The sequence below is a fragment of the Bosea beijingensis genome, from assembly GCF_030758975.1.
In the GTDB taxonomy this organism is placed as follows: domain Bacteria; phylum Pseudomonadota; class Alphaproteobacteria; order Rhizobiales; family Beijerinckiaceae; genus Allobosea; species Allobosea beijingensis.
Window position 1 is genome coordinate 661,423 of record NZ_CP132359.1, and the last position, 21,613, is coordinate 683,035.

At 65.7% G+C, this 21,613-nt stretch carries 22 protein-coding genes and 1 pseudogene; 13 read left to right on the forward strand and 10 right to left on the reverse strand.

Translation table 11 applies throughout. The features are described 5' to 3' along the window. Window positions 1-7: 7 nt before the first annotated feature. The 5 genes from Q9235_RS03310 to Q9235_RS03330 all read right to left on the reverse strand — a co-directional run bounded on the left by Q9235_RS03310 (window position 8) and on the right by Q9235_RS03330 (window position 4,912). Window positions 8-685 carry a GntR family transcriptional regulator gene (locus Q9235_RS03310; protein ID WP_306225366.1) on the reverse strand — a complete coding sequence of 226 codons (678 nt, stop codon included), beginning with the start codon at window positions 683-685 and terminating at the stop codon, window positions 8-10. A 23-nt stretch (window positions 686-708) separates the two neighbouring features. Continuing rightward, window positions 709-1,605, reverse strand: coding sequence for a dihydrodipicolinate synthase family protein (locus tag Q9235_RS03315; RefSeq protein ID WP_306225367.1), 897 nt, complete (start codon window positions 1,603-1,605; stop codon window positions 709-711). An 82-nt stretch (window positions 1,606-1,687) separates the two neighbouring features. Further along, complete coding sequence (locus Q9235_RS03320) at window positions 1,688-2,506, reverse strand: carbohydrate ABC transporter permease (protein WP_306225368.1); 819 nt, start codon at window positions 2,504-2,506, stop codon at window positions 1,688-1,690. After that, the gene (locus tag Q9235_RS03325; protein ID WP_422678261.1) at window positions 2,506-3,435 is read right to left on the reverse strand and encodes a carbohydrate ABC transporter permease; all 930 of its coding nucleotides are present in this window, start codon (window positions 3,433-3,435) and stop codon (window positions 2,506-2,508) included. The genes Q9235_RS03320 and Q9235_RS03325 overlap by 1 nt, the downstream gene beginning before the upstream one ends. Window positions 3,436-3,574: 139 nt before the next feature. Beyond that, entirely contained in the window at window positions 3,575-4,912 is a 1,338-nt protein-coding gene (locus Q9235_RS03330) for an ABC transporter substrate-binding protein (protein ID WP_306225369.1), read from the reverse strand. 202 nt (window positions 4,913-5,114) lie between these two features. On the opposite strand from Q9235_RS03330, the gene Q9235_RS03335 reads away from it, so the two are divergent. Together Q9235_RS03335 and Q9235_RS03340 are read left to right on the forward strand one after the other, a co-directional pair. Continuing rightward, window positions 5,115-5,975 (forward strand): amidohydrolase family protein, encoded by an 861-nt coding sequence (locus tag Q9235_RS03335; RefSeq protein ID WP_306225370.1) that lies wholly within the window; start codon window positions 5,115-5,117, stop codon window positions 5,973-5,975. Continuing rightward, complete coding sequence (locus Q9235_RS03340; RefSeq protein WP_306225371.1) at window positions 5,969-6,424, forward strand: RbsD/FucU family protein; 456 nt, start codon at window positions 5,969-5,971, stop codon at window positions 6,422-6,424. The genes Q9235_RS03335 and Q9235_RS03340 overlap by 7 nt, the downstream gene beginning before the upstream one ends. Window positions 6,425-6,427: 3 nt before the next feature. Here the strand turns inward: Q9235_RS03340 and Q9235_RS03345 are convergent, their stop codons facing one another. Then, entirely contained in the window at window positions 6,428-6,688 is a 261-nt protein-coding gene (locus Q9235_RS03345; protein ID WP_306225372.1) for a hypothetical protein, read from the reverse strand. A 169-nt stretch (window positions 6,689-6,857) separates the two neighbouring features. Here Q9235_RS03345 and Q9235_RS03350 point away from each other — a divergent pair, with 169 nt between their 5' ends. Then, entirely contained in the window at window positions 6,858-7,082 is a 225-nt protein-coding gene (locus Q9235_RS03350) for a hypothetical protein (protein WP_306225373.1), read from the forward strand. 714 nt (window positions 7,083-7,796) lie between these two features. Then, window positions 7,797-8,135 (forward strand): annotated as a pseudogene (locus Q9235_RS26820) (endonuclease domain-containing protein). 172 nt (window positions 8,136-8,307) lie between these two features. Here the strand turns inward: Q9235_RS26820 and Q9235_RS03360 are convergent. Next, window positions 8,308-9,057: a hypothetical protein gene (locus Q9235_RS03360; RefSeq protein WP_306225375.1), complete on the reverse strand. Its 750-nt coding sequence runs from the start codon at window positions 9,055-9,057 to the stop codon at window positions 8,308-8,310. Window positions 9,058-9,260: 203 nt separating this feature from the next. Here Q9235_RS03360 and Q9235_RS03365 point away from each other — a divergent pair, with 203 nt between their 5' ends. From Q9235_RS03365 to Q9235_RS03385, 5 genes are all read left to right on the forward strand, one after another. Beyond that, window positions 9,261-10,439, forward strand: a complete 1,179-nt coding sequence (locus Q9235_RS03365; protein ID WP_306225376.1) for a phosphoserine transaminase — start codon at window positions 9,261-9,263, stop codon at window positions 10,437-10,439. Between the two features lie 220 nt (window positions 10,440-10,659). Beyond that, window positions 10,660-12,249 carry a phosphoglycerate dehydrogenase gene (serA, locus tag Q9235_RS03370; protein WP_306225377.1) on the forward strand — a complete coding sequence of 530 codons (1,590 nt, stop codon included), beginning with the start codon at window positions 10,660-10,662 and terminating at the stop codon, window positions 12,247-12,249. Between the two features lie 2 nt (window positions 12,250-12,251). Then, window positions 12,252-12,506, forward strand: coding sequence for a DUF1902 domain-containing protein (locus Q9235_RS03375; RefSeq protein ID WP_306225378.1), 255 nt, complete (start codon window positions 12,252-12,254; stop codon window positions 12,504-12,506). A gap of 63 nt (window positions 12,507-12,569) precedes the next feature. Further along, on the forward strand, window positions 12,570-13,571 hold the full coding sequence (bla, locus tag Q9235_RS03380) for a class A beta-lactamase (protein ID WP_306225379.1): 1,002 nt from the start codon (window positions 12,570-12,572) through the stop codon (window positions 13,569-13,571). Window positions 13,572-13,651: 80 nt separating this feature from the next. Beyond that, complete coding sequence (locus tag Q9235_RS03385) at window positions 13,652-14,221, forward strand: PAS domain-containing protein (RefSeq protein WP_306225380.1); 570 nt, start codon at window positions 13,652-13,654, stop codon at window positions 14,219-14,221. Here the strand turns inward: Q9235_RS03385 and Q9235_RS03390 are convergent, their stop codons facing one another. Next, a complete protein-coding gene (locus Q9235_RS03390) occupies window positions 14,222-15,160 on the reverse strand; it encodes a DMT family transporter (protein ID WP_306225381.1) in 939 nt (312 codons plus the stop codon). Window positions 15,161-15,244: 84 nt separating this feature from the next. On the opposite strand from Q9235_RS03390, the gene Q9235_RS03395 reads away from it, so the two are divergent. From Q9235_RS03395 to Q9235_RS03410, 4 genes are all read left to right on the forward strand, one after another. Beyond that, window positions 15,245-16,126 carry a type 1 glutamine amidotransferase gene (locus Q9235_RS03395; RefSeq protein WP_306225382.1) on the forward strand — a complete coding sequence of 294 codons (882 nt, stop codon included), beginning with the start codon at window positions 15,245-15,247 and terminating at the stop codon, window positions 16,124-16,126. A 311-nt stretch (window positions 16,127-16,437) separates the two neighbouring features. Continuing rightward, window positions 16,438-16,755, forward strand: coding sequence for a DMT family transporter (locus tag Q9235_RS03400; protein WP_306225383.1), 318 nt, complete (start codon window positions 16,438-16,440; stop codon window positions 16,753-16,755). A 145-nt stretch (window positions 16,756-16,900) separates the two neighbouring features. After that, window positions 16,901-17,647 (forward strand): F0F1 ATP synthase subunit A, encoded by a 747-nt coding sequence (locus Q9235_RS03405; RefSeq protein ID WP_306225384.1) that lies wholly within the window; start codon window positions 16,901-16,903, stop codon window positions 17,645-17,647. Between the two features lie 144 nt (window positions 17,648-17,791). Continuing rightward, complete coding sequence (locus tag Q9235_RS03410) at window positions 17,792-19,501, forward strand: mucoidy inhibitor MuiA family protein (protein ID WP_306225385.1); 1,710 nt, start codon at window positions 17,792-17,794, stop codon at window positions 19,499-19,501. 15 nt (window positions 19,502-19,516) lie between these two features. On the opposite strand, the gene Q9235_RS03415 is transcribed toward Q9235_RS03410, so the two are convergent. Together Q9235_RS03415 and Q9235_RS03420 are read right to left on the reverse strand one after the other, a co-directional pair. Beyond that, entirely contained in the window at window positions 19,517-20,101 is a 585-nt protein-coding gene (locus tag Q9235_RS03415) for a tyrosine phosphatase family protein (RefSeq protein WP_306225386.1), read from the reverse strand. 123 nt (window positions 20,102-20,224) lie between these two features. Continuing rightward, a complete protein-coding gene (locus Q9235_RS03420) occupies window positions 20,225-21,421 on the reverse strand; it encodes a M20 aminoacylase family protein (protein WP_306225387.1) in 1,197 nt (398 codons plus the stop codon). Window positions 21,422-21,613 lie beyond the last annotated feature (192 nt).

Here is a 21,613-nt window from a genome sequence, read left to right on the forward strand (position 1 = left end):
CAGGTCGTCAGTACTGCATCGCCCGCGCGCGGGCGTTGCCGATATGGATGCTCATCTCGCCCGCGGCGCGTTCGGGATCGCGGCTCTCGATCGCGGCGATGATCTTGAGATGATCCTGCATCACCGGCACGAGGATGTGGTTCTGGATGCGCGTCTCGTACTGGCGGATCAGCCTGATCTTGAGCCAGGTCACGCGAAAAGCCTGGCTGACGATGTCGTTGTCGAGATGGTCGATGATCGCCTCGTGCATCAGGCGGTCGACATCCTCGGCATCCTCGATCAGGCGCTCGTCGCCGCCGGCCTCGGCCCGCGCGATGATCGCCTCATGGCGGGCGCGCTGCTCGGCGATCTCCGCGTCGGTCGCGTTCTGCGTGTAGAGCGCCGTCGCCTCCTTCTCCAGGAAGAGCCGGAACTGGAAAGCGTTGCGGATCAGATTGAGGTCGACATGGGCGACCTGCATGCCGCGCTGCGGCACGGTCTTGATCAGCCCTTCCGCCTCAAGTCGCGGGACCAGTTCGCGGATCGCGCCAAGCGGGAAGCCCGTCATCGCGACGAGCTCGCGCTGGGTCACGAACTGTCCGGGCTTGATCTCGCGCGCCAGCAATCGCTCGGTGAAGGAGGCATAGGCACGCTCCCTCAGCTTCAGCGGTTCGCCCTCGCGCGCTTCCTGCTCCGGCTCGCTCACGATCCCTCCTTCCGGCATCCCTCTCAGGCAGCCTTCGCCTGCTTGATCGAATCGAAGGCGGCGAAGAGCCGCTTGCGGGTAGCGGCGTCCAGCGCCTCCAGCGGCGGACGCATCGCGCCATAGCCGTCATCGCCATGGATATGGCCGACCAGTGCCTTCACCGCCGCCAGCACCGGATGCGAGCAGATCTCGTCGACGAGAGCGTTCACCACCGGGCTGTCCTTGCCCTCGTAGACCATCGGACGCAGCAGGCCCGGTACCAGATTGGCGAGGCCGCAGATCGTGCCCTGCGCGCCGTTGCGCACCGCCTTGGCAAGCTGGCGCTCGTCGCCGACAAGGATGGCGAGTTCGCCATGCGCCTTCAGCAGCGCCTCGGTATTGGCATAGCTGCCCGAGGAATCCTTGACGCCGATGACGAGGCCGGGGAACGCGGTCTTGAGCCGCTGTACGAGCTCGACGCTGATGCTCACGGCCGTAACCGAGGGAATGTGGTAGACGACCACGTTGCGGGCGGCGGCGCCGAGCTTCTCGAAGAATTGCGAGAACCAGACATAGAGCCCCTCGTCGCTGACGCCCTTGAAGTAGAAGGGCGGTGCGACCAGCAACCCCTTTGCTCCGGCATCAAGCGCGATGCGCGCCTGCTCCACCGCCTCGTGCATCGAGGCTGCGGCGACGCCCGCATAGATCTGCGTCGCGGGATCGACGCCCGCCCCGATCAGCGCCCCCATCATCGCTGTCCGTGCCGGGAGACCCAGCGCCGCGCCCTCGCCGGTCGTACCGAACAGCGTGACGGAATCACAGCCTTCCGCCAGCACATGGCGCGCGTGATGGACGAGGCGCGGCAGGTCGACGCTGCCGCCCTCCCGCATCGGGGTGGTGATCGCGCAGGAGAGGCCGAAGCGGGTTTTGTCGGAGGCCATGGGATGAGCTTTCGGGTCTGAACGTTGACTGACATGTTAGTATGAAGACAGAGCGGCCCGCAAGCGGCCCCTCGCGCATTGGCTAGCCGTCCTTGAGGCCTCCGGCGGAGAGGCCGGCGACGATCTGGCGCTGGGCGATGACGGTGACGAGGAGCACGGGCAGCGTCACCAGAAGGGCCGCCGCCGCCAGCGGCCCCCACGAAATCTGCTCGAAGGTAAGGGAGTTGTAGACGGCCGAGGGCAGCGTCCGGCTCGCCTTGCCGCCGAGCACCACCGAGAAGATGAAATTGTTCCAGGAGAAGATGAAGGCGAGGATGCCGCCGACAACGATGCCGGGCTTGGCCAGCGGCAGCGCGACATGGCGGAAGGCCTGCCAGGTCGTGGCGCCGTCGATGCGCGATGCGTCTTCGAGCTCCATGGGAACATTCTCGAAATACCCGATCATGATCCAGACGATGATCGGGATCGTGATGACCAGATGTGTGATGACCAGCGCCGTAATGGAGCCCACCAATCCTGTGATTTGAAACAACAGGAAGAGCGGGATCAGGTAGGACAGGGCCGGCGTCATCCGCGCGACCAGGATCAGCACCGCGAATTTATGCGCCTTGCCGCGCGCGATGCCGTAGCCGGCCGGCACGCCGACCAGCAGCCCAAGCAGCACAGCCCCGCCCGTGACCAGGATCGAGTTCCAGAGATAGAGCCCGAAGTTGTTCTGCGCGAAGACATCGACATAGTTCTTCAGCGTCGGCGGATTCGGGATGAAGACCGGCGGGAAGGCCGTGTTGTCGAGCTCGTTCTTCAGCGACAGCGAGATCATCCAGAGGAAGACCAGAACCGCCGGCGAGACCAGCACGAAGACCGAGGCCCAGAAGCCGACTTTCTTGAGCGTGCGGTTCATCACGCGTTCCACTTCGACTTCTGCCGCGCATAGAGCAGCAGCAGCGAGAGCATGATGATGATGACGAAGAAGATCACCACGACGGCCGAGGCGTAGCCGATCTTGTAGAACTGGAAGGCCTGCAGGTAGAGGAAGATGTTCAGCGTCTCCGACGCCGTGCCCGGCCCGCCCTGCGTTATGACGAAGATCGTGTCGAAGGCCTTCAGCGCATCGATGGTGCGGATCACGATCGCCACCATGATGAACGGCCAGACCAGCGGCAGCGTGATGTGCCGGAACATGTGCCAGTCACTGGCGCCGTCGATCAGCGCGGACTCGTAAGGTTCTCGCGGAAGCCCGGCCAATCCGCCGAGCACGATCAGCATGACCAGCGGCGTCCAGTGCCAGACCTCGACCAGGACCAGCGTCGGGATCACCGTCGAGGGTTCGTAGACCCAGCCGGATGGCCCGATGCCGACGAGCGAGAGCAGGTAGTTCAGTACGCCGAGTTGCGGGTGGAACATCATCGTCCAGACCAGAGCGACCGCGACCGGCGTCGCCATCATCGGCATGACGAAGATCGTGCGAAGCAGGCCCCGCATCGGGAATTCGCGATGGAAGACCAGCGCCGCTGCTGTGCCGAACACGATCGGCAGCACCACCGCCAGCACCGTGAAATAGAACGTATGCCCCATCGACTCGATGAAGCGCTGGTCCTTCATCAGTTCAGCGAAATTACCGAGGCCGACGAACTCCACCCCCCCGCCGATCTTCCAGTCCTGCCCGGACATGTAGAGCGTGAACAGCCAGGGGAAGACGATCACGGCGCCGATGACAAGCACCGCAGGCAGCGAGAACAGCCAGTAGCGCGGCGTAAAATCGGCCGAAGCCGCAGCGGCGCTTGTTTGCGTCGGACTGGTCATGCTGGCTGGCAGGGACGTGCTGGTCATGCGTTCTGCTTCACTGGAAACCACTCGTCATGCTCGCCCTTGTGGCGGGCATTCCCGTCTTGAATACGCAGTTCCACCGAGGAAGACGTGGATGGCCGGGTCAGGTCCGGCCATGACGCCCCGCCCGCGCCGAGCCGGATCAGCCCTGCTCGCTCTTGGCGAGCACCGGCGCGAAGGTCTCGGTCGCCTTCTTCAGTTCGGCTGCGACATCGGCCCCGCCGATCGCATTGGTCAGCGCCACGCCGAACACGTCGCGGAACTCGGTCACCGGCACGATCTGCGGCAACCCGGCCCGCGCGACCTTGGCCGAAGCCAGCAGGCAGTCGAAATACTGCTTGCCGAACTTCGACTGCGCGATCGTCTCGGTGTCGAGATAGGCCGAGGAGCGGCCGGGCGCGCCCGCGCCGGCCTTGAGCATGGCGATCTGGTTCTTCTTGTTGGTCATGAACTGCAGGTAGAGCCAGGCCGCCTCCTTCTTGGAGGAGCCGCGCGAGATGCCCATGCCGTCGGCGAACATGCCGGCATGATGCGCCTTCGGCCCCGGCGGCGTCACGCCATAGCCGACCTTGCCGACGATGCGCGACTTGGTCGGGTCCTCCAGCGGGGTGGCGAAGCCGATGCCGTCCAGCCACATCGCGGCCCGCCCCTGCATGAAGGTGGTCTGGCACTCGTTCCAGTTGAAGCCGACCTGGCCGACCGGCCCCGTTTCCTTGTTGAGCTTGCGGTAGAGATCGGCCGCCCAGATCGCTTCCGGCGTATCGGTCTGCAGCTTGCCGTCCGTAGAGGTCGTCTCCATGCCCTGCCCGAGCATCAGCGAGGTCCAGACCGGAACGTTCGCGTTCTTCAGGCCGCGAGAGACGAAGCCGGCGACGCCCTTCGCAGGGTCGTGCAGCTTCTGCGCGACGGTGAACATCTCGTCCATCGTCTTGGGATAGGCCACGCCCTTCGCGTCGAAGAGCTCCTTGTTGTAGTAGACCATCCAGTAATCGACGAAGAACGGGATCGTATCGAGCGCTCCGTCGGCCTGCCGCGCATAGGCGACCGGGCCGGCGCCGAAATCGGCGAAATCGAAATCAGGCGCGGTCAGCGACGGGTTCTTGATGTAGGGGTCGAGGTTCTCGAACCACTTGCCCTTGGCCGCCATGCGCTTCTGCACATGCAGCGAAATGCCGCTGACGTCGAAGCTCGGCTTGCCCGAGGCGAATTCGATCACCGCCTTCTGGCGCTGCTGCTGCTCCGGCACCTGCTCGGCCGAGACCTTGATGCCGGTGAGCTCGGTGAACTCCTTCTCCGCCGCCTGCATCAGGTCGGAGCGCGGGTTCTTCACCAGCAGCACGTCGATCGACTGGCCGGAGAATTTCTTCCAGTCGAACGCGCCCTGCGCCTGCGCCTTGCGCAGCACGAAGGGCGAGGCGATCGCGGCGACGCCGCCGGCCAGCAGGACACGACGGGTCGGCTTGAGAATGCTATCGGTCATCGGCGTCCTCCCCAGGACTTGAACACGGCCCGTTTCGGGCCTTTGATGTCGCGCGGACCATGAGGCGACGACCGCCTCCCGCATCCGTGATCGGGCTGGACGCTATTCTCCTTTCGACCCGGTTGCAAGCTAACATGTTGGCATGCACATAGTGCGCCACACCAGTCATCCCTGCCGTCGAATCTCTTGCGAGAGTCGCCCCGTGACGAGCCCGCCCCGCATCGATTCCCACCAGCATTTCTGGCGGCTCGCCCGCGGCGACTACGGCTGGCTGACGCCCGCGCTGAAACCGATCCATCGCGATTTCGAGCCCGCCGATCTCGCCCCGCATCTCGCGGAGCACGACATCGCCGCGACCATCCTCGTCCAGGCCGCGCCGACCGAGGCCGAGACGCATCATCTTCTCGCGCTCGCCGCCGCCACGCCCTTCGTCGCCGGCGTCGTCGGCTGGACCGATTTCGAGGCGCCCGACGCCCCCGCCCGCATCGCCGCGCTGGCCGCAGATCCGCTGCTCGTGGGCCTGCGCCCCATGGCGCAGGACATCCCCGATCCCGACTGGCTCGCGCGCCCAAACCTCGCCCCCGCCTTCGCAGCGCTGAAGGAGCACGGCCTCGTCTTCGACGCGCTGGTGAAGCCGCCGCAGATCCCCGCCCTCCTCAAGCTGCTGGAGCGCGAGACGGAACTGCCCGTCGTCATCGACCATGGCGCCAAGCCGGACCTGACCGGCGCCGACCTCTCCGCCTGGCGCGGCGGCATCGCGGCTCTGGCCGCGCGGCCGAACACCACCTGCAAGCTCTCCGGCCTCGTCACCGAAGCCGGCCCCGGTTGGCGCGAGGCGACCTTGGCGCCGGCCGTCGCCCAGCTCGTCGCCTGTTTCGGGCCTGAGCGCCTGCTCTGGGGCAGCGACTGGCCGGTCGCGACGCTCGCCGCCAGCTACGATCAGTGGCTCGCCGCCACTGAGCGCCTCACCGCGACGCTCACCGGGCCTGAGCGCGCCGCGATCTTCGGCGGCAACGCCGCCCGCATCTACCTGACGAAAAGGGGCCGCCGCCCGTCATGCTGAAGAACGTCGATCCCGTCCTCTCCGCCGACCTGCTCTGGGTGCTCGCCGCGATGGGCCATGGCGACGATCTCGCGCTGGTCGATGCCAACCACCCGGCCGAGACCATCGCCAGCTCGACCACCAGCGGCCGGCTGATCCGCCTTCCCGGCCTGACGATGCAGCGCGCCGCCCGCGCCATCCTCTCGGTGCTGCCGATCGACGATTTCGAGCCTGAGCCGCTCAGGCGCATGGAAGTGGTCGGCGATGCCGCCGCGATCCCCGAGGTCCAGCGCGCGGTCCAGTTCGAGGTCGACAAGGCGCTGGGCCGTGCCACGCCGCTCGCCGGCATCGAGCGCTTCGCCTTCTACGATCAGGCGCGACGGGCTTTTGCCGTGGTGCAGGTCGGCGATCCCCGACCCTATGGCTGCTTCCTGCTGCGCAAGGGCGTCATCGCCGGCGAGCCGGGCTGAACCTCACGAACCCTTGGCGATGGCCTGCTTCAGGCGCGCGACGGCCTCCGCCGCGCCGGACCGGACCGTGATCTCCAGCGTCGGCGCCTCGCGCTCGATCATCTCGATCAGCGTGTCCGGCGTGATCGCGGCCCGCTGCTGGGTGAGCTTCAGCACAGCATTGGCGATGATGTTGGGCCAGAACGCCGCCCCGCCCTTGGCCAGCCCCTTGGCCTTGCGGCCCTCGAATTCCTGGGCGAGCTGTTCGGGGGTCTTCTTGGCCATGGTCTCTTCACCTGTTTCGGATCGAGCCGCTGCCTATCACGAAATGCCGATCCCTGCCTGCCCGATCGAATTCTCCCGAAAAAGTGGATTCCCCTTTCCGGTCCGATGCACTAGCAGGAGCGGCGCCCGAGGCTGGCCTGTGATGCGGCCGCCCGTTCAGGACCAGACCATGCCCCGCCTCGCCTTGCTTGCCGCTGTCGCCGGCCTCCTCCTCGCCGCGCCCGCCGGCGCCCGCATCACCGACCGGGAGCTGAGCTGCGCCGACTGGCTGAAATCCGGCGCCCACCGCAAAAGCGAATACGCAGCCCCCGTCGCGAACAAGATCAAGGCCTTCTGCACCGCCAATCCGCGGATGAAGGCGATCGACGCCGAAATGACGATGACGGGGGATTGAGGACGCTTCCCCGCATTGTCGCGCATACCGACATACCGCCCGCGCGGATCGCGCGGCGGATTTGCATGAGGGGCAGCGGAGCGCCGCGAGGCGCGGGTGATCTAAGCCGCTTCCATTGAGCCAGGATGCGGCGCGGATGGATTGAGCCACCTTCCGCACGCCCCGTGGCGCCAAGCAGGCAAGTTTACGCAGCCTGCGAACACTTGGCTGCGTTGCCGGCGTTCTTAAGTCTCCGGGCCGCGCTTATACGGCAGGGCGTTTCGCTGAGCTGCGGGCCTCGACGCCAGTTCGGCAGAGACGCTTGCGCGATCTCCTTTGTCTCGTGCAGCGGATGATCCCGAAACGGGCTTGAGCCGCTTTTCGGTCCGATGCCGGCCTTGTCGCGTCCTGGCCCCGCAGAGGCGGTGCCGCCATGCCTTCCAGCGAGCTCCTCGCACAGGGGCCGTAGTACCCCCAGGGCGGTGCCCCGAAGCCTCCCGGGAGTGGGTCGTAACCCCACCCGCAGGCGCCGCCCCCGCCCCGCCAACGGCATACCTCCGGATGGCTGCCCCTCGGGGACGAGGTGGGATGAGGATAGGAGCAAGGTGGGAGGGCGGGGATAAGATTCACGACGGCGACGGCTAGGCGCAGGGAACCCCTCTCCCGGATGGGAGAGGGGCAGGGGTGAGGGCCCGCCGTTGATCGCGAGGGCGAGCGCGTTCAACATCTGCCCAAATGACAACCAAACAGCGGCAGTTTGCTCGACACCTTCGAGGGCGCTCCACCAAACCGGAGAACATCCTCTGGTCGCTCCTGCGTAATCGCCAACTCGACGGGCTGAAGTTCCGCCGATAGGTTCCCCTGCTCGGCTACACCATCGATTTCATCTGCATTTACCGAAAGCTGATCGTCGAGATCGACGGCTGCCAACATCGCTGGGAAGCAGATTATGATGCCGCCCAGACGGAGGAAATCGAGCGGCACGGTTTCAAGGTCACCCGCTTCAGCAATGCCGAAGTCTTGGAGGACAGGGACTCAGTCATCGCCGCTATTCGAAAGGCGATTGGAGAATAGGGTGCGCCTGCTCATCTCTCGTCGCCAACTTACCTCAACCACCCCAAAAAAAGGCGCGGGAACCCTTCTCCCGGATGGGAGAGGGGTTCCCCGCGCATTACTTGGTTGCGGTAGTGCCCCGAAGTATCTTGGAGTGGGCGCAATCCTACTCACAGGCTCTGTTCCGATCCCACTACGGCAATTTCTTCTGGATTATATCCCCGATAATCCTAGCAGCTATTCGTCGTATATCTTTAATATTATCAGGAACATTCTCCCAAGGGCCGCCGACATGCCCCGGAGACACCATCGTCTGGCGAGCGTGCGGAGCTATTGCCAAATCGGTCAGAAGCTCGGTAGCCACCAACGACGCCCTCATCAGATACTTTTCACGCAAAGAAAACGACTCAGAAATACAAAATCCGCTGGCTCTAAACGAATCCACAGCAGGCTCTTCCGTAATATTCAATGCTGAAATCCAGCTTTGAACCGAACCGTCAGAGAAACCTTCTATCTGCGCGTGATGGGCAAATCGATTTCTAATCGATTTGAGGATGCGAAGATCGGCATAGACAGCTGGCCGTATCCAACCCAACAAACACGCCAATGTGATCCGATCATTGGCAGTAGCAAGCAATCCATTACCACCGATCACCTCGCTCCAACCGCCTTTTATGCATGAAGCAGAAAGATATCTTTTAAATGCATCAAGCATTAAATCTTCAACGAGAGCAAATATTAGGATTGCCGCGGAACGGTCCGACTCGGCTATCGCCGTTGTAAGGACCTTTTCGACGTAATCACGTCTGAGATCAATTTCAGACGCATGCTGCCTTACTCGTTCGATGGCGGCGCCATACATCGCGCGAGCAACTCGCACCTCCAAATCATCTCCATCGAACCCCCAAGTTTCAGATTGATCGAGTTCCCCCTCGGGTGCCATGAATACCCTCACCGTAGCAGAACTAAGAATTTAACTTTCAACATCAACACATTAAAGCTCATTTTTTGCAAATCCTTGGACCACTTTGATAATTTGAAGGGCAGATACTCCCCGCTTGACTCCCACCGCCCTCCCATCCTACCCCCATCGACGGGACACGCCCCCCCAACGGGGCGCGCCCATCTGTAAGGATGGAGACATCGATGGCGAATACCGTTCCGAACACGCGTCCGCGCGTGCCTAATTTCTCGTCCGGCCCCTGCGCCAAGCGCCCCGGCTGGGCCCTCAAGAACCTCTCCGACGCCCCGCTCGGCCGCTCGCATCGCGCCAAGATCGGCAAGGACAAGCTCAAGCGCGCGATCGACCTGACGCGCGAGGTGCTTCAGGTCCCCGCCGATTACCGCATCGGCATCGTGCCGGCCTCCGATACCGGCGCCGTCGAGATGGCGCTCTGGTCCTTGTTGGGCGCCCGCGGCGTCGACATGGTCAGCTGGGAGAGCTTTGGCGCCGGCTGGGTCACCGATGTCGTCAAGCAGCTCAAGCTCGCCGATGTCCGCACGTTCGACGCGCCCTATGGCGAATTGCCGAACCTCAAAAAGGTCGACACCAAGAACCGCGACGTCGTCTTCACCTGGAACGGCACCACCTCCGGCGTGCGCGTCGTCGACGCCAGCTGGATCGCGGATGACCGCGAGGGGCTGACCATCTGCGACGCCACCTCCGCCGCCTTCGCCCAGCGCCTCGACTGGCCAAAACTCGATGTCGTCACCTTCTCCTGGCAGAAGGTGCTCGGCGGCGAGGCCGCGCATGGCATGATCGTGCTCTCGCCCCGCGCCGTCGCCCGGCTCGAAAGCTACAAGCCGGCCTGGCCGCTGCCGAAGATCTTCCGCATGACCTCGGGCGGCAAGCTGATCGAGGGCATCTTCACCGGCGAGACCATCAACACCCCCTCCATGCTCGCGGTCGAGGACTATATCGACGCGCTGGAATGGGCGCAGAAAGTGGGCGGGCTCGACGGCCTGGTGAAGCGCGCCGACGGCAATGCCCGCGTCATCGCCAAGTTCGTGCGCGAGAACGACTGGATCGACTTCCTGGCCGTGAAGCCGAAGACGCGCTCCAACACGAGCGTCTGCCTGAAGTTCACCGACCCGGCCGTCACCGCCCTGCCGGCGGACGCGCAGGCGGCCTTCGCCAAGCAGGTGGTGTCGATCATCGAGAAGGCCGGCGCTGGCTACGATCTCGGCCATTACCGCGACGCCCCTCCCGGCCTGCGCATCTGGTGCGGCGCGACCGTCCAGTCGCGCGACCTCAAGGCGCTCATGCCCTGGATCGCCTATGCCTTCGCCGAGGCCAAGGCCTCGCTCGGCAAGAAGGCGGCGTGAGGCGCTAAGCCCTGTCATTCCGGGGCGCGGGCTTTGCCCGCGAACCCGGAACCCACGACCGGGCGAGCCCTTTCTACCGCGTCTTCCAGAGCAAAAAGCGTAGCACCCCGTCGTGGGTTCCGGGTTCGGCTTCGCCGCCCCGGAATGACAGGCGGGGTGCCCTCCCCCTTCTCAGCGCCAGACCGCTCCCCGTGCAGCGCGGCGCCAGCCGGAGCCTCCCATGCCCGCACCAAAGGTCCTGATTTCCGACGCCCTCTCCCCCGCCGCCGTCCAGATCTTCAAGGACCGTGGCATCGACGTGACCTTCGATCCCAACCTCGGCAAGGACAAGGACAAGCTCGCCGCGATCATCGGCGACTATGACGGCCTCGCCATCCGCTCGGCCACCAAGGCGACCGCCAAGCTGCTGGAGCAGGCGACGAACCTGAAGGTCATCGGCCGCGCCGGCATCGGCGTCGACAATGTCGAGATCCCCGCCGCGACCGCGCGCGGCGTGATCGTGATGAACACGCCCTTCGGCAACTCGATCACCACCGCCGAGCACGCCATCGCCATGATGTTCGCGCTCGCCCGCCAAATCCCTTCTGCCGATATCTCGACCCAGGCCGGCAAGTGGGAAAAGAATCGCTTCATGGGCGTCGAGATCACGGCCAAGACGCTTGGCCTGATCGGCGCCGGCAATATTGGCTCGATCGTCGCCGAGCGCGCCATCGGCCTGAAGATGCGCGTCATCGCCTATGACCCCTATCTTTCGCCGGAACGCGCGGTGGCGCTCGGCGTCGAGAAGGTCGAGCTCGAAGACCTGCTGAAGCGTGCCGACTTCATCACGCTGCACGTGCCGATGACCGAGAAGACGAAGAACATCCTCTCGGCCGAAAACCTGGCGAAGACGAAGAAAGGCGTGCGCATCATCAACTGCGCCCGCGGCGGCCTCGTCGACGAGCAGGCGCTGGCCGATCTCATCAATTCCGGCCATGTCGCGGGCGCCGCCTTCGACGTGTTCTCGGTCGAGCCGGCGGAATCGAACCCTCTGTTCGGATTGGAAAACGTGGTCTGCACGCCGCATCTCGGCGCCTCCACCAACGAGGCGCAGGAGAATGTCGCGCTGCAGGTCGCCGAGCAGATGAGCGACTACCTGCTCAAGGGCGCGATCACCAACGCGGTCAACTTCCCCTCGATCACGGCGGAAGAAGCGCCGCGCGTGAAGCCCTTCGTCGATCTCGCCGAAAAGCTCGGCTCCTTCCTCGGCCAGCTCACCGAAGCGCCGGTCAAGGGCATCCGCATCGAGTACGAGGGCGCGGTCGCGGGCCTGAACCTCAAGGCGATCTCGGCTGCCGCGATCACCGGCGTGCTGCGCCCCTTCCTGCCCGAGATCAACATGGTCAATTCGGCCATGGTGGCGAAGGAGAAGGGCATCGTCGTCGAGGAACTGACCCGCGAGGTCGCCGGCAATCTCGAAAGCGTCATCCGCATCGTCGTCGACGCCGAGGACATGCCGCGCCACGCTTCGGGCACCGTCTTCCATGACGGCAAGCCGCGCATCGTCGAGGTCCGCGACATCGCCATCGATGCCGAATTCGCGCCGCACATGCTCTACGTGCGCAATGCCGACAAGCCGGGCTTCATCGGCCAGTTCGGCTCGCTCTTGGGCGGCGCCGGCGTCAATGTCGCGACCTTCGCGCTCGGCCGCGACAAGCCCGGCGGCGACGCGATCTGCTATGTCGCCGTCGACGAGCCGATCTCGGACGAGTTGCTCGACAAGATCCACGCGATCCCGATGGTCAAGCGCGCCCGGCGCCTGCGGTTCTGATCTTGCTCGGTTCGCTGAAGGCTCTCGTTGCCGCCTCCACCGGCGCGGCGGAGCCTGTTCATTTCGAGGTCCGCCGCGATGAGGCGGCGGGCCTCTGGTACGCCATGGATACCGGCGAGCTCGGCATCGTCACCGAGGCCGAGACGCTGGAGGCCCTGCACGAGCGATTGACCCGGCTCCTGCCGGAATGCTTCGGGATCGAGGGCTGCCCGGTCGAATTGTCGCTCTGCGATGCGGAGAGTGGCGAGCCCGTCTGAGCGCCGCCGCAACCTTGCCGCAATATCACGGCCCTGTGATCGCTCCATCGCAGAGGACCGCCCATGCCTGCCCTTGCCCGCCTCGCCGCCGTTGCCCTCGTCTGCCTGACGGCCGTCCCGGCCCTCGCCGATTGGGATCGCGACAAGCTCGACGAGGCGATCAAGGGAATCGAGCAGGCCTCCAAAGGCCGGCTCGGCGTCGCGCTGCTGGACCTGCGCGACCGCAAGCTCTGGTCGCATCGCGGCTCCGAGACCTTCCCGATGCAGAGCGTCTTCAAGCTGCCGCTGGCGGTCGCGGTGCTGCAGCAGGTCGAGGCCGGGAAGTTCAGGCTCGACCAGCCGATCACCGTCATCCGCAAGGATTTCTCGCTCTTCCACAGCCCGCTGGCGAAGGGCTTCAAGGGCGAGCGCAACGACTATCCGCTGCGCGAACTGATCCGGCTCGCGGCCGGCGAGAGCGACAACACCGCCGCCGACCTGCTGATGCGCGAGATCGGCGGCCCGCAGGTCGTGACCAAGATGTTGCGCGATGGCGGCATCGCCGGCCTATCGGTCGATCGCTACGAGCGCCTGTTCCAGCCGGAAATCTACGGGCTCAAGGGCTTCGGCTGGGATCAGGTCGTCGACGAGAAGGCGTTCCGCGCCGAACTCAAGGCGATGCGGCCGCGCCTGCGCATCGCCGCCCTGTCGAACGCGCTCAAGGACAAGCGCGATGCCTCTACGCCCGAAGCGAGCGCGCAGTTCCTGGAGGCCTTCGCCAAGGGCAACTGGTTGCGCGATCCCGCCCACACTGCTTTCATCGAGAAGATCGTCGCGGAATCGAAGGTCGGCACCGACCGGCTCAAGGCCGGCCTGCCGGCGGGCACGCGCTTCGCCCATCGCACGGGGCTCGGCCTCACCACCGACGGCATCAACCACGCCACCAACGATATCGGCATCGCGACCCTGCCGGACGGCCGGCGCTTCGTCATCGTGACCTATCTCGCCGGCTCCCGCGCCGACGCCGACGAGCGCTCCGCAGCGCTGGCGGATGTCGCGCGGCTCGCGGTCTCCGCGCTGCACTGAGGCGCCGCCGCGGGCTTATACTTTATCTCCTCTTGCGTGAGAGGTTACCGTCTCCCAGTCTGGCTTTTGGGGGACAGCACATGGGCAGCTCGGTTTTCGAAGAGGGCACCTCGCAACCGCCCCCTTTGTTCGCGGATGACGGCCTCAACGACAATGCCATCGTTGGCATGTGGTATTGGGACGTGCTGAACGATCGGCTCTACGCCGACGCACGCATGGCCTCGCTTTTCAATGTCGATCCGCAGGAGGCGATGCGCGGGGCGCGCTGCGACGCCTATGTCGACGGCATCCATCCGGACGACCGTGAAGGCGTAGCGCGAGAGATCGAGCGTTGTGTTCAAACGGCCGTCGATTTCCACTGCGAATACCGCATCGTCCCGCCCTCGGGCGAGCGGCAGATATCGGCTTTCGCCCAGTGCCACCGCACGGAAGAGGGCTCCGCCGGACATTATGTCGGGATGGCCTTCGACATCACGAGGCAGCGCAGTTCAGAATCGGCAACCCCGATCTCTCGTGTCGCGGATCACGTCATGCTGGCCTACAGCATCGCCAGGCAGATCGCCGACGACGAACTCAAGCGCAAACTCAAGGATGTACTGATGCGGCTCGGCATGAATCTTGCCGCCGAAGCCGGCTGCCAATCGCTCTGACTACCGTCCCAGCCGCTCGGCGATGAAGATGCCGCCGAGCACCAGCGCCAATGCCAGCGCATGATAGAGCCCGAAGGGCTCGCCGATGATCAGCACGGCCAGGATCGGCGCGAAGACCGGCACGAGATTGACGAAGACGCCGGCGCGGCCAGGTCCGATCAGCTCGATCGCCCGCATGAAGGAGAGCTGCGAGACGATCGACGGGAAGATGACCGTGAAGGCGAGGATCAGCCAGCCCTGGGGCGTCGGGATATAGGAGCGGCCGAGCGCGATCTCGGTCGCGAGCAATGGCAGCGAGGCCAGGCAGGCGAAGCTCGCCATCGCCGTAAAGAACACGAGCCCCGGCACGGCCGGCCGCTTGCGCACGCCGACGGTGAAGCCGGCATAGAGCACGCAGGCCACGATCATGAGCAGGTCACCCGGCACGAAGCGGAAGGCCAGCAGTGTCTGGATGTCGCCCCGGCTCGCCGTGACCGCAACGCCGAGCAGCGTCACCGCCACGCCGATCGCCTGCATCGGGGTGATCTTCGTGCGGAACACCAGGAAGGCGCCCATCAGCACGAAGACCGGGATCGAGCCCTGCAAGATGCCGATATTGATCGCGCTGGTCGAATAGGCCGCAAGATACATCAGCGTGTTGAAGGTGGTGAAGCCGAGCGTGCCGAGCACGGCGATCAATCGCCAATGCGCCCGCAGCACCGGCCAATGCTGGCGCAACTGCTCGCGCAGCAGCCAGGGCATGATCGCGCAGACCGCCACCCAGCGCAGCGAGGTCAGCATCATCGGCGATATGTTGCCGACGGCGAGCCGGCTCGCCACGGCGTTGCCGCCCCACATCAGCGTGGTCAACACCATCAGCAGGTAGGCATTGCCCCAGGCGCGTTGCAGCCAGGTCTGGGTAGGGTGCACGTTTCCGCCCTGTTGCGAGAAAGGGCTCATGCAATACCCTTGCGTGTACCCGGCTCATATGAGATCGGGCGCACACCTGCCCGTCGCCCTGCGCATCCCTGCGGAACACCCCAGATGATCGAAACCAGCGCCCGCCCGCTCCGCCTGCTCTTCGTCGACGGCAACATGCGCGACACCCGCGAAGGGCTGCGCCGATCCTATGGCATGGCCTATGGCGAGGCCTATGCCGCCGAGATCGCGGCCTTCGAGCCGGGCATCGTCTCCGATATCTGCCTGCCAGCCGACGAGGGCGCGAACCTCCCCGACGGCGAAGGCCTCGAATCCTATGACGGCATCTTCCTGACCGGCTCGGCCCTGCACATCTACGACACCGCCCCACCGGTGACCCGCCAGATCGAGCTGATGCGAGCGATCTATGCCAGCGGCACGCCCTGCTTCGGCTCTTGCTGGGGCATCCAGGTCGGCTCCGTCGCGGCGGGCGGCACCGTCACCGCCAATCCGAAGGGCCGCGAAACCGGCTTCGCCCGCAGGATCACGCCGACCGAGGCCGGCCGCAATCACGCCCTGCTCGCCAGCCGCCCGGCCTCCTTCGACGCCCCGGCGATCCATCTCGATACGATCGCCCTGCCGGCGCATGGCACGACGATCCTCGCCTCCAACGCCTACAGCCAGGTCCAGGCTGCCGAGATCAAGCATAATGGCGGCACCTTCTGGGGCGTGCAGTACCACCCCGAATTCTCCCTGAAGCAGATCGCAGCGATCCTCCGCCCCCGGACGCAGCTCCTCATCAAGGAAGGCTTCCGCAAGGACGAAGCCTCGGCGCAGGCCTGGCTCGACGACATGCTGACGCTCGATGCCGAGCCCGACCGGCAGGACCTCGCCTGGGCGCATGGCCTCGACCGCGAGGTACTCGACACCGAGCGCCGTGTCACCGAATTGCGCAATTTCATGGAACATCGCGTCAAGCCGCATGCGAGCACGCGCGGACGCGCCTGAGCCTTAGACGGCACGCCTCTCAGGCCCTCCTCCTGAATATCTGACTGGCAACACCAGCCCTCATCCTGAGGAGGCCCGCAGGGCCGTCTCGAAGGGTGGTCCAGAGGGTTCCGGAGCCTCCTGAAACATCCTTCGAGACGCCGCTGACGCGGCTCCTCAGGATGAGGGCTGAGACGATGAGTTCGGCTGCAAGCCGGCCCTACCCTTGCCATCGCGATTTCCGGTGGCTACCTAAGCACCCGCGAGGCCACGACCTCCCCCAACCTGGGACATGTGCCGGGACGACCCGGCAAAACCATGGGGGACCCGCTATGGCGTGGCTCTATCTGTTTTCTGCCGGCATTCTCGAAATCGTCTGGGCCTTCACGATGAAGCAGTCGGACGGCTTCACGCGCCCGATGCCGACCGCGATCACCATCGTCACGATGATCGGCAGCTTCGCCCTGCTCTCGCTGGCGATGCGCTCGCTGCCGCTCGGCACGGCCTACACGATCTGGACCGGCATCGGCGCGGTCGGCGCCTTCATCGTCGGCGTCACCGTGCTCGGCGAGGCGCTGACGCCGATGCGCATCGCAGCCGCAGTGCTGATCGTTTCCGGCCTCGTCATGATGAAGCTCTCGGCGAGCTGATAGCCGCTCTTGCCAAAGCGGCCGGCGCCTTCTAGGCAGGCCGGGCCTCGGGACGACCCGCGGCCTTCGCAACCTCATAGGGGACGGCCCCACGACGCGGAATGCTCCGCGCCGTCGCGCAACCCCGTGAGCGGAGGCCCTCGCCTTGGCCAATCCCAGCGACCAGTTCATCGTCAAGACCCTCGTGCCGCTGCGCCTCGGCGGGCTCGATCTCGGTTTCACCAACGCGGCCCTGATGATGGTACTCGCCACCGCTGCGATCGCCGGCGGGCTGATCCTGGCAACACGCTCGCGCGCCATCGTCCCCGGCCGCGCGCAGGCGCTGGCCGAAATGCTCTACGAATTCGTCGCGAAGACGCTGACCGACGCCACCGGCCGCGAGGGCATGCGCTTCCTGCCGCTGATCTTCTCGCTCTTCATGTTCGTGCTGGTGCTCAACCTGTTCGGCATGATCCCCGGCGCCTTCACCGTCACCAGCCATATCGTCGTGACCTTCGCGCTCGCCATGCTGGTGATGGCGACGGTCATCGGCTACGGCGTGCTGCGCCATGGCTTCGGCTTCCTCAAGCTCTTCGTGCCGTCCGACGTGCCGAAGTGGCTCCTGCCCTTCATCACTCTGATCGAAATCGTCTCCTTCCTGTCGCGGCCGATCTCGCTGAGCCTGCGCCTCTTCGCCAACCTCCTCGGCGGCCATATCGCGCTCAAGGTCTTCGGCAGCTTCGTCGCGGCATTGCTTGCCGCCGGTATCGGTACGTCGCTGCTGGCGCCGCTGCCATTGCTGATGACGGTGGCGCTCACCGCCTTCGAATTCATGGTCGCGGTGCTGCAGGCCTATGTCTTCACCGTGCTCGCCTGCATCTACCTGAACGACGCGCTGCATCCCGGCCATTGAACGGCGGGGTCGCTCCTGCAAACGCAGGACGCCTCCGGCGCCCGCCCCGCCTATCTGCATTCCGGCCCAATTCCGCCTTGGGCACGCCGAATTCGGCAGTGCCTATCACGGCGACGTGATTGCGATCTGGAGGGGAAGATTTTGATGCGAAGCCATATTGCAGCCGCCCTGTTTCTCGCGCCCGGCCTTGCCAGCGCCGCCGAGACCGAATTGTCGAGCCGGATCGACCGCGTCACGGTCTTTCCGGACGGCGCGGTGGTGACGCGGCTCGGCAAGGCGGACCTCCTGCAGGGCGTCTCGCAGATCGTGCTGCGCGGCCTGCCGGCGACGATCGACCCCGCTTCGATCCGCGTCGAGGGCAAGGGCTTGGCGCAAGGACTGGGCGACGGCACCTTCTCGGTCGGCGCCGTCGATGTCCGTGTCACGCCGGGCGACGCCAGGCCCGTGCTCGACACGGTTCTGGAGGAGAAGCTCAAGACGCTGCGCGACGAGAAGGAGAAGCTCTCCGGCCAGATCGGCGCGATCGAATCCAAGCGCGCCACGATCGAGCGCTTCGCGCAGGTCGGCCCCGACAAGCTCGGCCCCGATGGCAAGGCCTTGCCCGTCGGCGACTGGCCGGCGGTGTTCGAGGCGATCGGCACCGCGCTGGTCAAGGTCCAGGACGAATTGCGCGGCACCCGCAACCGCCTGGCCGATGTCGATGCCGAGATCGCCGCGCTGGAGCGCGCCCGTCCGCAGGCCGGCCGCCCCGGCGCGCCGAAGCGCGACATCGCCATCGCCGTCGAGGCGCCGCAGTCCGTCGCGGCCGAATTCACGGTGAGCTACCGCGTCACCGGCGCCAACTGGACGCCGACCTACGAGGCTCGACTGACCACGACCGGCGAGAAGCCGGAAATCGCCCTGACGCGCCGCGCCGAAATCCGCCAGCGCAGCGGCGAAGCCTGGGATGACGTGGCACTCACCCTCTCGACCACGCGCTCGGCCGGGGGCACCCGCGCACCCGAACTGACGCCGATGCAGGTCGCCTTCTTCGAGCCGTCGGTGATTTATGAAAGCCGTGCGCGGGCCGGCGCCCTCGCCCCTGCGCCGATGGCCGCCCGCGCCAAGGCGGAGGCCGAAGCTGCGGCCGATGCCGTCGCCAAGCAGCCCCAGCGCTCGGCCGCACCGAAACCCGCCGAAATTCAGGTCGCGACGATAGAGGCCGGCGCCTATCAGGCGAATTTCCAGGTACCGGGCCGCGCCACGATCCCGCAGGACGGCAGCTCGAAGACGGTGACGCTGACCCAGCGCAAGACCGAGGCGACGCTCGCCGCCCGCACAGTCCCCGAGCTTGAGCAGAAGGCCTATCTCGAAGCCGGCTTCGTCCACGAGGAGGAAGCGCCGCTGCTGGCCGGCCGCGTCGCGCTGCATCGCGACGGCACCTATGTCGGCATGGGACAGTTCAATCTCGTCGCGCCCGGCGACAAGGTCGAGCTCGGCTTCGGCGCCGACGACCGGATCAAGGTCTCCTTCGCGCCGGTCAAGCGCCGCGAGAACGAGCCGAGCTGGCTCGGCCAGACCCGCACCGACCTGCGCGAATTCCGCACGGTGGTGAAGAGCCTGCATGCCAAGCCGGTCAAGATCACGGTGCTGGAGCGCATCCCCTTCTCGGAAAGCAGCGCGATCACGGTCGAGACTATAGCCGCCCAGACCACGCCGCCGACCGAGAAGCAGGCCGGCGATCGCCGTGGCGTCGCCGCCTGGACCTTCGATCTCGCGCCCGGTGCCGAGAAGGAGATCAAGCTCGCCTACCGCATCAAATGGCCGGGCGACCGCGAATTGTCCTTCGAGGAGCAGCCGCTGCCGGGGAAGTGAGGCGGAAGCCTTCGCTCAGAGCCCCATCCCCATCTCGATCTCGCGCTTGCGGCCGAGATCGTTCATCCAGATCCGGTATTTCGGCTGAATCTCGAGCTGATGGGCATAATGCCGCCGCAGCGCCTGCGTCAGCCGGCCGCCGCGGCCGAGCTGCTCGTCGGCAAAGCCGATCATCACCGAATTCGGCCAGGCCTGCGGCCGGATCTCGCGCAGCCGCGCGAACAGCGCGTCCTCGTCCTCGGCCGGATCGGCCTGCGCCATCAAGGTCATCATCGCCGCCGTCGAGCGCGAGATGCCCATGTGGCAATGCACGAGGAGATGGCCCTTCACGCGACCGGCCGCGGTCCCGCGCAGGCCCTCGCCGAAAGTCAGGATCTCGCCGACATGATCTTGCGTCGGCATGACCTGCCCGGGCTTCGGGTCGATGATGTCGTGGAAGCGCAGCGTGACGCGATGATGCTCGCCATAGGTTCCGAAAGCGTCGATCTCGGCGCGGTCGGGATCGATCACCGAGAGCACATGCGTCACCTCGCGGGCGCTGTTGCCGGGCAATTCCTCGATGCCGCAGATCGTCAGGGTCGAGATGGACAGGGTCTTCATGGCACGCCTCCACTACGGAGCCCGCCGCCTAGCGCCCTTGCGCCGGCTATACAACCACCGGGAATGACGGGCTGCCCTGCATGATTGCAGCCGGCCCCGGAGGGCCGGCCGCGATGATGGTGATCAGGCGGCCTTGGCTTGCCCGAGCTCTTGGTCGACGACGCCGACCCAGTAGCGCACCCCGTCCGGGATGATCTCGTCGTTGAAGTCGTAGAGCGGCGTATGCAGTCCGGCAGAGCTGCCGTCCGGATCGATGCCGTTGCCGATGAACATGAAAGCGCCAGGGCGCTGCAGCATCATCTCGGCGAAATCCTCGCCGCCCGTGCTCGGCGCAAGCTGGTCTTCGACGCGCTCGGCGCCGACCGCTGCCGTCGCCGCAGCGACGGCGACGCGGACCTGCTCGGCTGCGTTGATCAGCGGGCTGGTGCCACGACGGTAGAAGGCTTCCGCCTTGCAGCCCCAGGCCTGCGCCGTCGCCGCCGCAAGCTCACCGATACGGCGCTCGACGATGTCGCGTACTTCCAGCGAATAGGTGCGGGCCGTGCCGCCGATGACGAGCTCGGACGGAATCACGTTCGAGGCGTTGACGTCGCCGCCATGGATATAGCCGACGCTGATCACCGCCGTGTCGAGCGGGGGCACGTTGCGGCCGACGATGCCCTGCAGGCCAAGCACGAAATGCGCCTGCGCATAGGTGATGTCGGTCGAAAGATGTGGCTGGGAGCCGCCATGGCCGCCGACGCCGCGGAAGGTGACCTTCCAGCTATCGGCCGCCGCCAGGAACGGGCCGACATTGATGCCGAAACTCGAAACCGGCATGCCGGGCACGTTATGCAGCCCATAGATCGCGTCGCAGGGGAAGCGCTCGAACAGCTTGTCGGCCAGCATGGCGTTGGCGCCGCCGCGGCCTTCCTCGGCCGGCTGGAAGATCAGGTTGACGGTGCCGGCGAAGTCGCGGTTCTCGGCGAGGTAGCGCGCCGCGGCGAGCAGCATCGTGGTGTGCCCGTCATGGCCGCAGGCATGCATCCGGCCCGGATTCTTCGAGGAATAGGGCAGATTGGTCGTCTCATCGAGCGCAAGGCAGTCCATGTCGGCGCGCAGGCCCACCGCACGGCCGGGCCTGTTGCCGCGGATCACCCCGACGACGCCGGTCTTGCCGACATTCTCGGTGACCTCGACCCCCCACTCGCGCAGCTTGTCGGCAACGAGCTTGGCCGTGCGGACTTCTTCGAGCCCGAGTTCAGGATGAGCATGGATATCGCGGCGGATCGCGGTGAAGGCGGCGTGATGCTGGCCGAGCCAGGCGTCGAGCTTGGTCATGATCGGTGTCTTCCCCTCTCCTGCGGCATCGGGAATGTGAGCTCAGCCGATGTTCCCGATCCGCTCCATATCGCAGAATTCTTCGAAATAGGTCGAACGTCCAGGCCAACTGCCCCGACCGAAACAGCGCGTGCCATCCGGATGGGGCGAAGCCTGGGCCGGCCCCCGTGTGGAACGACCGGGAATGACGGG

What these genes read in the sequence shown, in the direction of transcription:
- Q9235_RS03395 (WP_306225382.1), top strand. Translation starts at nt 15,245, where the DNA reads ATGATCGAAACCAGCGCCCGCCCGCTCCGCCTGCTCTTCGTCGACGGC.
- Q9235_RS03390 (WP_306225381.1), bottom strand. Translation starts at nt 15,160, where the DNA reads ATGAGCCCTTTCTCGCAACAGGGCGGAAACGTGCACCCTACCCAGACC.
- bla (WP_306225379.1), top strand. Translation starts at nt 12,570, where the DNA reads ATGCCTGCCCTTGCCCGCCTCGCCGCCGTTGCCCTCGTCTGCCTGACG.
- Q9235_RS03315 (WP_306225367.1), bottom strand. Translation starts at nt 1,605, where the DNA reads ATGGCCTCCGACAAAACCCGCTTCGGCCTCTCCTGCGCGATCACCACC.
- Q9235_RS03415 (WP_306225386.1), bottom strand. Translation starts at nt 20,101, where the DNA reads ATGAAGACCCTGTCCATCTCGACCCTGACGATCTGCGGCATCGAGGAA.
- Q9235_RS03420 (WP_306225387.1), bottom strand. Translation starts at nt 21,421, where the DNA reads ATGACCAAGCTCGACGCCTGGCTCGGCCAGCATCACGCCGCCTTCACC.
- Q9235_RS03330 (WP_306225369.1), bottom strand. Translation starts at nt 4,912, where the DNA reads ATGACCGATAGCATTCTCAAGCCGACCCGTCGTGTCCTGCTGGCCGGC.
- Q9235_RS03385 (WP_306225380.1), top strand. Translation starts at nt 13,652, where the DNA reads ATGGGCAGCTCGGTTTTCGAAGAGGGCACCTCGCAACCGCCCCCTTTG.
- Q9235_RS03325 (WP_422678261.1), bottom strand. Translation starts at nt 3,435, where the DNA reads ATGACCAGCACGTCCCTGCCAGCCAGCATGACCAGTCCGACGCAAACA.
- Q9235_RS03350 (WP_306225373.1), top strand. Translation starts at nt 6,858, where the DNA reads ATGCCCCGCCTCGCCTTGCTTGCCGCTGTCGCCGGCCTCCTCCTCGCC.
- Q9235_RS03345 (WP_306225372.1), bottom strand. Translation starts at nt 6,688, where the DNA reads ATGGCCAAGAAGACCCCCGAACAGCTCGCCCAGGAATTCGAGGGCCGC.
- Q9235_RS03410 (WP_306225385.1), top strand. Translation starts at nt 17,792, where the DNA reads ATGCGAAGCCATATTGCAGCCGCCCTGTTTCTCGCGCCCGGCCTTGCC.
- serA (WP_306225377.1), top strand. Translation starts at nt 10,660, where the DNA reads ATGCCCGCACCAAAGGTCCTGATTTCCGACGCCCTCTCCCCCGCCGCC.
- Q9235_RS03365 (WP_306225376.1), top strand. Translation starts at nt 9,261, where the DNA reads ATGGCGAATACCGTTCCGAACACGCGTCCGCGCGTGCCTAATTTCTCG.
- Q9235_RS03340 (WP_306225371.1), top strand. Translation starts at nt 5,969, where the DNA reads ATGCTGAAGAACGTCGATCCCGTCCTCTCCGCCGACCTGCTCTGGGTG.
- Q9235_RS03360 (WP_306225375.1), bottom strand. Translation starts at nt 9,057, where the DNA reads ATGGCACCCGAGGGGGAACTCGATCAATCTGAAACTTGGGGGTTCGAT.
- Q9235_RS03400 (WP_306225383.1), top strand. Translation starts at nt 16,438, where the DNA reads ATGGCGTGGCTCTATCTGTTTTCTGCCGGCATTCTCGAAATCGTCTGG.
- Q9235_RS03320 (WP_306225368.1), bottom strand. Translation starts at nt 2,506, where the DNA reads ATGAACCGCACGCTCAAGAAAGTCGGCTTCTGGGCCTCGGTCTTCGTG.